The organism is Pleomorphovibrio marinus, assembly GCF_003347495.1.
In the GTDB taxonomy this organism is placed as follows: Bacteria; Bacteroidota; Bacteroidia; order Cytophagales; family Cyclobacteriaceae; genus Pleomorphovibrio; species Pleomorphovibrio marinus.
The window spans coordinates 609,618-621,857 of sequence record NZ_QCXY01000002.1 but is presented as its reverse complement, the minus strand read 5'-3'; the positions used below and the strand labels follow the sequence as shown (position 1 = coordinate 621,857).

The 12,240-nt window shown below is 41.6% G+C and carries 9 protein-coding genes; 5 read left to right on the top strand and 4 right to left on the bottom strand.

Annotation, left to right across the window (positions count from 1 at the left end; translation table 11 throughout):
• Positions 1–116 precede the first annotated feature (116 nt).
• Positions 117–1,199, bottom strand: coding sequence for a site-2 protease family protein (locus DB520_RS08595; protein WP_114749272.1), 1,083 nt, complete (start codon positions 1,197–1,199; stop codon positions 117–119).
• Positions 1,200–1,594: 395 nt separating this feature from the next.
• Between DB520_RS08595 and DB520_RS08590 the strand changes: the two genes are divergently transcribed.
• The 5 genes from DB520_RS08590 (at position 1,595) to DB520_RS08570 (ending at position 9,609) form a co-directional block, all read left to right on the top strand.
• On the top strand, positions 1,595–4,984 hold the full coding sequence (locus DB520_RS08590; protein ID WP_232834889.1) for a methylmalonyl-CoA mutase family protein: 3,390 nt from the start codon (positions 1,595–1,597) through the stop codon (positions 4,982–4,984).
• 53 nt (positions 4,985–5,037) lie between these two features.
• Positions 5,038–5,454 carry an OsmC family protein gene (locus tag DB520_RS08585; RefSeq protein WP_114749271.1) on the top strand — a complete coding sequence of 139 codons (417 nt, stop codon included), beginning with the start codon at positions 5,038–5,040 and terminating at the stop codon, positions 5,452–5,454.
• Positions 5,451–5,690 (top strand): hypothetical protein, encoded by a 240-nt coding sequence (locus DB520_RS08580; protein ID WP_114749270.1) that lies wholly within the window; start codon positions 5,451–5,453, stop codon positions 5,688–5,690. The genes DB520_RS08585 and DB520_RS08580 overlap by 4 nt, the downstream gene beginning before the upstream one ends.
• A 27-nt stretch (positions 5,691–5,717) precedes the next feature.
• Positions 5,718–6,719 carry a PDC sensor domain-containing protein gene (locus DB520_RS08575; protein WP_114749269.1) on the top strand — a complete coding sequence of 334 codons (1,002 nt, stop codon included), beginning with the start codon at positions 5,718–5,720 and terminating at the stop codon, positions 6,717–6,719.
• 133 nt (positions 6,720–6,852) lie between these two features.
• A complete protein-coding gene (locus DB520_RS08570; protein ID WP_198675272.1) occupies positions 6,853–9,609 on the top strand; it encodes a PAS domain-containing hybrid sensor histidine kinase/response regulator in 2,757 nt (918 codons plus the stop codon).
• 14 nt (positions 9,610–9,623) lie between these two features.
• On the opposite strand, the gene DB520_RS08565 is transcribed toward DB520_RS08570, so the two are convergent.
• The 3 genes from DB520_RS08565 to DB520_RS08555 all read right to left on the bottom strand — a co-directional run bounded on the left by DB520_RS08565 (position 9,624) and on the right by DB520_RS08555 (position 12,224).
• Positions 9,624–10,529: an HAEPLYID family protein gene (locus DB520_RS08565; protein ID WP_114749267.1), complete on the bottom strand. Its 906-nt coding sequence runs from the start codon at positions 10,527–10,529 to the stop codon at positions 9,624–9,626.
• Between the two features lie 118 nt (positions 10,530–10,647).
• A complete protein-coding gene (locus DB520_RS08560; protein WP_114749266.1) occupies positions 10,648–10,932 on the bottom strand; it encodes a YciI-like protein in 285 nt (94 codons plus the stop codon).
• Positions 10,933–10,943: 11 nt separating this feature from the next.
• Complete coding sequence (locus DB520_RS08555) at positions 10,944–12,224, bottom strand: amidohydrolase family protein (RefSeq protein ID WP_114749265.1); 1,281 nt, start codon at positions 12,222–12,224, stop codon at positions 10,944–10,946.
• Between the last annotated feature and the right edge of the window lie 16 nt (positions 12,225–12,240).

Sequence of the window (12,240 nt, the reverse complement as noted above, 5' to 3'; positions counted from 1 at the left end):
TTTCTTGGTAAAAACATAAATTTATATAACTCTGCAATCCAAAATACAAAAGATATGAGGAAAACCTAGCGAATTTTTAAGTTTCTCAATATTTTCACTTTGCGGGGCCTTTACCCTCATTTTGCAACCGCATGTTTTACCATGATGAACTCTGAAATATTTTCCTGATCCAAAATGCCTAGAAAAAGATTCTCCTCAAATACCAGTGCAACTTTTTTGTTCTCTACAGACATCTTCTTAAAAGCCTCTTCCAAAGGCATATAAATTTCCAGCTTCATGGGATCCATATTAGCCACTTTTTCTACTGGGGTATCTTCTCCAGATTCACTTAACCCCTTTATGATTTCATCTCTACTAAGGGTACCTACAGGTTGATCGTCTTTAACCACCACAAAATGGGTTGCCTGGCTATCCAAGAGCTTTTCAATGGCTTTTTTTAAACTGGCATCGTAGGCTAATAAAGGGAAACGCTTCATCAGCGCATCGGATACCTGGTAACCTTTGAGCATAGAGGTCTGCGTGGTGTGGTTGACCTCGGCCTGGGCGCCCAAAAAAATGAATATACCAATCAACACCAAAATGGGATTGTAAAACAACCCTATGAAGACAAATGCTATGGCCAAAAATTGACCTATAGAGCCTGCTATCTGGGTAGCCTTCACCCTAGACATCCTGATGGACAGTAGGGCTCTCAGCACCCTTCCCCCATCCATGGGGAAGGCAGGCAGCATGTTGAAAACCGCCAAAAATATATTTGCAGATGCCAAATACAAAAGTAGGGTGCTCCCATCCAGATGAGGCTCTTCTTCGATCAACTCCATGTCAACGCCATTGAAATAGACAAAAACAGATAAAATGATAAATATCACCACATTCACCAAGGGTCCCGCCAACGCTACATTCAACTCTTGCTTGGGGTCTTCAGGAAGTTTTTCCAGCCTGGCAAGGCCACCAATGGGCAAAAGGATAATATCCTTGGTTTGAATCCCGTATTTTTGGGCCGTGAGGGCATGCCCAAATTCATGCAAAATCACACAGAAAAAAATAGAAAGAATGAAAAGCAGGGTCCAACCCGTGTCTTCCATGGCCATCCCCGACCTGGTATTGGCAATAATAATCCACAAAAGAAGGATGGAAAAAGTCCAATGTATAAAAACTTTTATTCCTTTATATTTGCCTAGGTAAAGTGAAAATTTCATATGTTTAAAATTGTCGTTTAATGGTCATACCTGACTGCCCTCAGGCAGGGAGCTTGCCCCGGACTAGTTTCAGGAGCCTGCCCCGGACTCGTTTCGGGAGCCTGTCCCGAATTCACTTCGGGAGAATCTCGCATCTCCCCAATAGCTATCGGGGAGGCATCTCTCCGTGTGAGGTTCTAGTCATGCCCTGACTGCCGTCAGGACAGGCTCGGTTATATAGGTTCAAAATTGTGTTTTCAGCGGTCATACCTGATTGCCATGCCTTCGGCAGGTAAACCGTCAGACAGGTTGCCTGTCCCGTAGCTATCTGGGGGCGTCCCTCAGTGTGTTGCTTCTGACATGCTTGATTTCATAAGAGATGGTTTAAAACTCTAGGCTAAAATTAAAACAATTTGATGGGAAAAAGAGAAATGCAGGAAAAATATACACCCAAAAATCATATTAGAATCCTTACCGCCTCCTCCTTATTTGATGGACATGATGCAGCCATCAATATAATGAGGAGGATCATGCAATCCACCGGAGTTGAGGTCATCCACATGGGGCACAATCGTTCCGTAAAAGAAATTGTGGACTGTGCCATCCAGGAGGATGTACATGCCATTGCAGTCACTTCCTACCAAGGAGGCCATATGGAATTTTTTAAATACATGCATGATTTACTGCAAGAAAATGACGCAGGTCACATCAGAATTTTCGGTGGAGGAGGGGGCACAATTTTACCCTCAGAAATTAAGGCCTTGGAGGAACACGGGATATGCAGGATATATTCCCCGGAGGATGGCAGGGCAATGGGCCTACAGGGTATGATTGACGACCTAGTGAAAAAGTCGGATTTTCCACTTATTGAGTCACCACTGCAAGAGTTCAAGGAAATTACCACTGACCGTAGGATTCTTTCTAGGTGGATTACTGCAGTGGAAAGTTTTAAATCAGCCCACAGTGAAACCCTAAATACCCTAGAGCAAACCTTACAAATACGGGAGGTCCCCATTTTAGGTGTAACCGGAACAGGTGGAGCAGGAAAAAGTACCTTAGTAGATGAATTGGTAAGGCGATTTATCATGCATCGCCCAGATCTCAAATTGGCAATACTGTGTATTGATCCTACAAAAAAGAAATCAGGAGGGGCACTCCTTGGAGACAGGATCAGAATGAATGCCGTATATCATCCCTCCGTCTTCATGAGGTCCATGGCTACCAGGCAGGCGCATCTCTCTTTATCCAGGGATTTGCGAGATATTCTGAAACTTATTAAGACCACTGATGTGGATCTTATAATTCTAGAAACTTCGGGTATAGGGCAATCCGATACAGAAATCACAGAATTTGGCGACATAAACCTGTACGTGATGACTCCGGAATACGGAGCCGCAACCCAACTGGAAAAAATCGATATGCTGGATTATGCGGATATCGTAGTCATCAACAAATTTGAAAAGAAAGGTGCAGAGGATGCACTCAGGGATGTAAGGAAACAATTGCAAAGGAATAAAGGACTGTGGGAGGGTACTCTTGAGGATATACCAGCCTTTGGCACTATGGCCTCACAGTTTAATGATGTAGGAGTTCACCGCTTATTTGAGACCATAGCCACACACTTAAAGGATAAAATTGACTTACTTGGAGAAGAGCCCCCGATTTTCCCTAGTAGCAAAGCCCCTTCAAAGCCGCAAATTATCCCAAATGACCGATCCAGGTATCTCGCCGAAATTGTATCCCAACACCGGGAATACCAGTCCTTTGGAAATACTCAAATCGAACTTGCCCATCAACTCCACGGTGTAATAGAAACTAAAAAGTCCCTAAAAGCACATAATGTGGAAAGTTCAGCAGATGTGTTGGAAACCTTGGATGGATTGGAATCATCCATTTGCCAAAAAATGGACAAGGACATTTTAGAATGGCTAAAAGGCTGGGATAGCCAAAAAAGCAAGTATAAGAATGACTACTATGACTTTGAGGTCCGTGGCAAAACCTTGTCCATAAAAACACATCATAATTCCCTATCCGGAACACCCATTCCAAAAATATCCCTTCCCAAGTTTCGTGGTTACGGGGATTTGGTCAAATGGAAACTTCACGAAAACCTACCCGGGGCATTCCCCTTTACAGCAGGGGTATATCCTTTTAAGCGGGAAGGTGAGGATCCCACACGTATGTTTGCAGGAGAAGGGGGGCCTGAAAGGACCAACAAAAGGTTTCACTATGTATCTAGAGGCATGGAGGCAAAAAGGTTGTCCACCGCTTTTGATTCTGTAACCCTTTACGGGGAAGATCCCGATGTTCGTCCAGACATTTATGGGAAAATCGGCAATTCCGGGGTAAACATCGCCACTTTGGACGATGCAAAGAGGTTATATTCAGGCTTTGACCTCTGTGACCCAAGAACCTCGGTTTCCATGACAATTAATGGACCTGCTGCCACGGTGACGGCTTTTTATTTAAATGTTGCCATAGACCAGCAATGTGAAAAATACCTCCGAGAAAACGGGATGGTAGAAGAGACCATGGAAAAAATCAAAAGTTTGTATAGTGCAGAGGGATTACCTTCCCCTAGCTATAGAGCCAGCCTGCCTGACGGCCATGATGGTTTGGGCTTATTGTTGCTAGGCATTAGCGGTGATCAATTGCTTCCCCAGGAGGTCTATGAAAACATCAAGCAAGATACCCTTAGGAAAATACGTGGTACGGTGCAAGCTGATATCTTGAAAGAAGACCAAGCCCAAAATACCTGTATTTTCTCTACTGATTTTTCCCTACGACTGATGGGAGATGTACAGGAGTATTTTATCACCCATCAAATAAAAAATTTTTATTCTGTTTCTATTTCTGGTTACCATATTGCAGAGGCAGGAGCAAACCCCATTACCCAATTGGCGCTAACACTTGCAAATGGTTTCACCTATGTGGAATATTACCTTTCCAGAGGAATGAAAATCGACGATTTTGCGCCGAACTTGTCCTATTTCTTCTCCAATGGGATAGATGCGGAATATGCGGTGATCGGGAGGGTAGCAAGAAGGATTTGGGCCAAAGCCATGAAGTTTATTTACGGTGCAAATAAACGGTCTCAACTGCTAAAATACCATATCCAAACATCTGGCAGGTCCCTGCACGCCCAAGAAATTGACTTCAACGATATCCGAACCACCTTGCAAGCCTTAAATGCCGTCTATGATAATTGCAATTCCCTCCACACCAATGCCAATGATGAGGCCATTACTACCCCTACAGAATCCTCGGTGCGAAGGGCTCTGGCGATTCAGCTCATCATCAATAAGGAACTAGGTATGGCGAAAAACGAAAATCCCTTGCAGGGATCCTTTATTATCGAAGAACTTACGGACCTGGTGGAGGAAGCAGTTTATGTAGAATTTGAGAAAATTAATGAGAGAGGAGGAGTTCTTGGAGCAATGGAAACCATGTACCAAAGAGGCAAAATCCAGGAAGAAAGCATGCACTACGAAAATCTTAAGCACAATGGAGAACTTCCAATTATTGGAGTAAACACATTTTTGTCTGATTTGCAGGTAAAGGAAAGGGAATCTGGTGAGATCATCAGGGCTAATAAACCAGAAAAGGAAAAACAGATCCAAGGTATTGCCGATCTCAAAAAGGTACATGCCCGAATTTCCCAAAATTGTTTAAAGAGAATCAAATCCGATGGCTCAAAAGGAGAAAACCTCTTCAAGGGACTAATGGAAGCGGTAAAATACTGTAGTCTGGGGCAAATCACGAATGCCCTGTATGAGATTGGGGGGCAGTATAGAAGAAATATGTAAACATTGCTAAATTTAAATTTTAAACTAAATTGACATCTGAAGTAAACACGGATATGGCAAAGAAAAAAATCACCCTAACAATGAAAGCGGATAAGGAATACGAAGCGGTCAACGAATCCGGCAATCGTATTGGCATAGACATGTATGACGGGGAAGGGAAACGACACCAATCACCCATGGAGCTATTGCTTTCGGCCCTGGCTGGATGCTCTGCGGTGGACGCAGTGCAAATGATGAAGAAAAAAAGAAGAACCATCACCTCTTTTGAGACCGAAGCGATTGGGGAACGTAGGGAAGGCATTCCTGCTTATTATACAGCTATCCACCTATCCTTCATCCTCACTTCACCCGACGCTACGGAGGAGGAATTCGCAAAAGTAATAAAGCTGGCCGTGGAAAAATATTGTTCGGTGGCTTCTTCTCTTAAACCTGAAATTACCTTTGAAAGTAAAATTGTTAATCCAACATGAGGGTACATAAAGAATTAAAAAAGGGAGATATAAAAATTAGTGTCTTTATTTGGAACAATAAGTATCTCCTTAAATTCGAACAAGGTCTTGTAGAGCAAACCTTTAAAGTCAATGAGTCCGACGTTTTGGAAGAAGGTGATCTTGATTCCTTCCTCTCAGGAGATTTTTTATCGGAGGTGGAAAAAAGATTTGAAGAAATGCACAAATCTCTTAGAAATCAAATAGAAAATATTTAAATTTGAAAATAATTTAAATATTCAAAGATGAAATATGGTTTTTTATTATGTGTTTTCACACTAATTAATTCTTTTGCTTGTGATACAGCAACAAGAACTGAAGATCTTTCTCACTTTGAATTATTAGATTCGATCATTTTCCGCATTGAGGAGAATTTGATCCCACTTGAAAAGGAAATACAGGCATTGGCAGAACTATCTACCAGTTTATTTGGAAAAAAAGACAGCCTGATTAGGTCTGTAGAAAGCGACAAATACATTTTAGACGAGAATAAATGGTTTTATAACCCCAACGAGGACAAATCTGCAAGTACTGTATTCATAAGCTTTCAAGCAGATAATATGAATAAATCCATAGAGGAGGTATACCTAACGGAACCTATGGATAAGGCCTTTCAGGACATACTTTCAAGGCATCCCATGGTTTCCCAGGTGTATTACAATTCTGGGAGCCAGATTTCCCGACTTTACCCCCCCTATGATTTAGTTAACACCATTGACCCAGAAATCGATGTAACTGCCTTTAATTTTTACTATCTAGCAGATGAATTAAGAAACCCGGATAAAAAACAGGTTTGGGTGGAGGAAATATATATAGACCCAGCGGGAAGGGGTTGGATACTATCCTTGATCCACCCGGTGTATTACCAAGAAGAATTAAAGGGGGTTTTGGGTATGGATATTACCCTTATTGATATAATGGAATATTTTCTAGGCAGATTTGAAAAAAATCTGGTGATCATTGATAACCAAGGCACCATCGTAGCCGGAACCACCAAAGCCATAGAAGCTCTAAGTATGCCTCCGTTAAAAAACCACACCTACCTTCAGACGATTATTTCTGACAATTTCAGGAAAGAGGATTTTAATCTATTTAGGAGCAAAAGTAAGGACGTCAGAAGAATGGCTTCTAAATTTTTATACGAAAAAGAAAATACCTATAACCTGGAAATGGGTGGGCTAAACTATTTTGCATATTGTAGACAGATGAATGTCCTAAACTGGTACTTGCTCGACTTGCATGATTAAAAAGAAACTAAATATTTCGGCAAAACCCAAAAAAAGGCCAGAAAAGTTCTGGTGGCTATTCAGTTTTAGTATTTTCACGGTCTTTTTAATCATTTTTATCTCTATCTTTTTTTACCGGGCGCTTTCCAAGCACATGTTGGAAACAAGGAAGGTGTTCTTAAATAAACAGGTGGAGCTCGCAGCCAATGAAGCTCAGCGAAGATTCGCAGCTCTCAATGAAGATCTCACCTTTTATGCCAGTGGCCTGGAAATAGAAAACTTTCAAAAAGTAGACAGAAATGACTTAAACAATAGAGGAAGGACCAGGAGACTTTTGAACAATTATTATAATTTAATAGATACCCTCATTATCCATTATGAGGGTCAACAAAGAGTCTTTTGGGTGGATAAGGGTAATTACTTCCAGCAAAAACTGGTAAATAGGGGGTTCGATGCCTCCAATAACTGCTGGAACTGCATACAAGTTAACGCCAATTTAAAAGACATCAAGGTGGTCGCGAAACTGGACTTGTTCCGGTTTTTTTCAGAACACCTAGTCAACTACTACCTGGGGCCGGACAGCAATAAATGGATTTATCATGATGGGCAGTTGACAGACGTTTCTTCATTACGACAACAATATCTCCATGCCAAAATTGAAATTGATAGTAAAAGCATGGATTTGCTCACTAGGGAAATCAGTGGGGGCCTGAGAGGAGAATACGAAGATGCGGTCGTTCATTCCGAAATTGGCAAAGTATCTACCCTACTTGCTCAATACCCTTTTACACTTGAAAACCTGGGTGGCCATTTTGGTTTTGTGTTTGGTCAAAAGCGATCTACAATCATTGCTGGTATATTTGGCACTTATCTCTACCTTTTTGCCGGGATGCTTATTTTGTTACTTCTGGTCCTGTTCCTGGTTTTTAAATATTTCAGGATATCAAATGAAAAAAATGTTTTGCTCCAGAAAAATTCAGAGGAGCTTAAGCAGTTGATAAGGCAACAAACCATGCTTTTGCAACAGACCAAGGGGTTTTTATACTATCATAATAAAAATTGGGAGCTATACCAGGTCAGTGAAAACGTAAAGGAGGTACTTGGTTTTGATCCAGAGGAAATAAAAAGAGTGGAAAAAAGTTCTTTGTTTTTGGATGGGTATGAAAACTATCTTGAGGAAATAGAGACAGTACTGGATAAGAAGTTGGATTTTTTCCACTATGAGCTCAATATTCAAAAAAAATCCGGGGAATCCATTAGGGTGAAGTTGTTTGAGAAACTCTTTTATGACCAGCAACAGAACTTTTCGGGTGGTATTGGAATATGTACAGATATCAATGAAAAATATATTTCTGAACAAGAGCTGTTGAAAAGTGAGAACAGGCTGAGGTCTGTACTAAAATGCCTACCTGACATAATTTTCATCTACAATAACCAAGGGGATTACCTAGATTATTATGCACAGGATGAAAGACTATTGCTCATGCCTCCTTCCGAATCGATGGGTAAAAATATCCGGGATGTGTTGGATGAAAAATCCAGTGAGCCCGTAATGAAGGCCTTTTACAAAGCCGCCAAAACCGGTAAAATGCAAACCCAGGAACTGGATTTGATGCTAAGTGTCGGAAAAAGGTATTTTGAGGTTAGGTTTTTTAAACTGGATGAAGAAAAAATGATCTCTGTGGCTAGGGACATTACTAGCCAGAAATTATGGGAAAAAGGTCTGCAGGAAGCAAAGGAAGCTGCTGAAAGGGCAAATCTAGAAAAATCACAGTTTTTGGCCAACATGAGCCATGAAATACGTACCCCTATGAACGGACTATTAGGGATGATAGGCTTGCTTATGCAGACTGAACTGGACAAGGAGCAGGAAAAACTTGTTTCCATCATTACGGACTCCGGGGAATCCCTTTTAGCCATAGTAAACGATATTTTGGATTATTCTAAAATAGAAGCTGGCATGCTGGAATTGAACGCTGTGACTTTCGATATCCGCAAGGAAATGGCAAGGATATGTGATTTGTTTTTAGGGATGACTTCTGATAAAGGCATAGAGCTTAAATTATCCATCGGAAAAGAAATCCCCCAATATGTAGAATTGGACAGGGAAAAGGTCCAACAGGTTTTTTCTAACCTTGTGAGCAATGCCATAAAGTACTCCCATAAAAATGGAAAAATTCAAATTCAAATTAAAGGAGAATCCATTTTTTCCGAAAATATGATCCTGAACTGCAGTATCAAGGATAATGGGGTTGGAATACCCAAGGATAAAATCCCCCAACTTACAATGCCTTTTACCCAAGTGGATACCTCTACCTCCCCAGACTATAAGGGTACGGGATTAGGTTTGGCCATAGCCAACCGAATCATCGAGCTAATGGGAGGCGCCTTGCACATTGAAAGTGAACTGGGTGTTGGGTCCACTTTTTCTTTTACCCTGATGGCAAAAATTGAACAGGTGGCCCCGGAAAAATCAAACTTTAAAACCGAAGACGAAACTTCCAACCACCTGGAAATACTGTCAAAAAATTATCCGCTGAAAATACTATTGGTGGAAGACAATGACATCAACCTGAAATTTATGACCATGCTCATGGAGCAACTGGGATACCAAGTGGATAAGGCCAGCAATGGGGTAGAAGCTTTGCAAGCGGTGGAAAAAAAACCCTATGACCTGATATTTATGGACTATCAAATGCCTGTGATGAACGGCCTTGAAGCAACCAAAATCATTCGCTCCATGGAACAGGTTAAAAGAAGTACCATTATAGGGCTTTCTGCGAATGTTTTTAAAAGCGATATCGAATTGGCATTGGCTGCGGGAATGGACAACTACCTCACCAAACCCGTCAAAATCAATGACATCGTAAATGAGATAAAAAAATGTGCCCTCGAGTTTGACCGGGGCTGAGGGCACATTCATCTTTAGTGCATGGCTCTGAAACCCGGCTCGTAAATAATCCTGGCAAAGGAGCTAATTCCACGGGATTCACTGTGCAGGGGAATTCCACTTACGATACCAACCATAAGATTTTCTGCCAAGGCCACTCTCATTTGGGGACGCATTACTGTCATCAACCTTCCATTTACCAATTCCTTGTTTATTTCCATCCCTATGAAATTTCTTGTCCCGGTAATCATATAATGGAGATTGGTGTTGATTTCATAAATCCGTTTGTTAGGGGCGTTAAATTCCTGGACTAACCTAGGGCCGGTATAGATCAAGGTGTGGTAGTTCATGCCCCACCTTTTTGCAGCTATGAAAAATGGATTGTAAATGTTTCCCTTGTACAACCTTTCCTGCCCAATTTTATTGACATCCACAATTTCAAATTCATGGATATAACCTAGTGCCAGAGTCGTACTTGCCTTTTCCGAAACAAAAAACGACCATTGTGTGGCCAGTTTCAGGCTCTCTATCCTATTGGATGGTATAGTACTCTCATCTGTGGCCGGAGGTCCATAGAAAGTCATCGGCACCTCGATTTCAAAACCAAGTCGATCGATTGGAGCCCATTCATACTCCACCAATGCCTCATATTCATTGTAATTCCTGTCCGCATTCATGCCCACCGCAAAGTTCCATTCCTTTTCCCCTTTTCTTGCACCAAGATCCCTAATCAAATCAATGTATAGTGGCTCTGCATGAAGGACCTTGGGCTTTTGACCCGGAACCTGTTCGATTTCATTAATGAAGAGACTGTCTAAATATACATTTTCTATGCTGAGGGTGTCGCTCTGCTCTACCTGAGCCGACAAATCCCCTAAAAAACAGAAGCCCAAAAGCAAGATTACCAGTGCTTTTGAACAGCTAATTTGTGATTTTTTCATCAATTATTAAATAAGTTTGCGAAATTAAGGGTTTATACCTTCATACCTGTAAATAGGTTCGAATTTTTTTAATAAAAAATGTAATGTTGAAGATGGTAAAAAATGGAAAACCTGATCCTCAACCACCTACCACCACATTCCATTCACGGATTTCGTAGCTCCGGACAAGACCCATTTTCACATAGGGGTCTTTATTCACAAATTCAGTTGCTATGCCCTCGTCCTTACCTTTAAAAATCAGTACGGCCTTATCCGCTGGACTTACCAAGGCTCCCCCCATAAGGAGATGGCCATTTTCATAAAATTCCCTGGCCAGCGCTAAATGTTCCTTCCGGTATGGTTTCCTTTTTTCTAAATACCCTAAAACGGTATCATATGTAAGCAGAAAAAACTTTTCCTTCATTTGCGTTTTATTTACTCGGTATCTTTGAGCTTGACTCCTCCAATGTAAACTTCCACTATCCTTCTGAAATTCCTGATGTTTTCTAGGGGGTTTGCCTCCAACACAAGAAAATCCGCCCAGTACCCTGGTTCAAGTAAGCCCAAGTCTTTCAATTGTAATTCCCTTGCCACCACGCTAGTGGCGGACATGAGGATCCCCTTGGCATCCATTCCAGCCTCTGCCATCATTTCCATCTCCAAATGCTCAAAATATCCGATAAACCGCGTAGGTACGCCACTATCTGTACCAAACACAATTGGGACGCCAGCTTCATACAATATCTTTAGGTTTTCATACGCAACCGGCAATTGTTGTTTGTAGATTTGAGCATTTCGGTTATTCCTTACCTGCTCCTGTCTCTTTGGATCTAATAAAGGTTGAATTTCCTCAGGAGAATAAACTTTTAGAAAAAAAGGGTCGGAAAAAAAAGATGCCGTATCCTCATAGACAAAAGTAGAAAGCTCCCTGGTAAGGGTAGGACAATACCCCACACCTTTTTGCTTCAAGTATTGCACAAATTCCTGGTCTACCACTTTATCCCGAATGCTATGGGCCAAAAGGTCAGAGCCGGCATCAAGCAATTTCTTGGAATCCTCCAGGTAGTACATATGGGTAGGAATTTGATAGCCCAACTCGTGGGACTTATTGATGATGGAGCGATAAACCTCCTCCTTCATTTTACTGCTTGTGCCCAAATTATCATCTACCCTAATTTTCATAAAATCCACCCCCATTTCATGGTTTTCCTGCACCACTTCCAAGGCTTCCTCAGGGGTATTTCCCGTAATCACTTCCCCAGCTATAAAAAGCCTTGACCTCCCATCCGGTATAGTGTCGTTGAGATGCCGTAGGGGCACCGCCTCCTCCCTATCGCCCCCTAAACTCACTACTGTAGTAATCCCGTACTGAGCATATTTCCTCAAATTATCGAGTAGGGTTTCTCTGGAATAATGTCCCCCTTCTATCCCCTTCACATCACCTACATGCCCATGCCCGTTGATAAGTCCCGGAACTATCACCTTACCACTTACATCGACCTGTTCTACCTCAGAAGGTAGATCAATCTCATTTTTTGTGCCTAAAATCACTACTCTTCCATCTTGCACCCATAGTACACCATCGGGTATTGGGTCGTTTCCTGATCCGTCGATTATGGTGCCTCCAACATAAGCGACACCTCCATCCTCCTGCTTATCTGGGGATTGACATGAACAAATGAGAATAATCGAAAAAAGAAAAATTGTCGGTTTCATATGTTTATAATTTCTT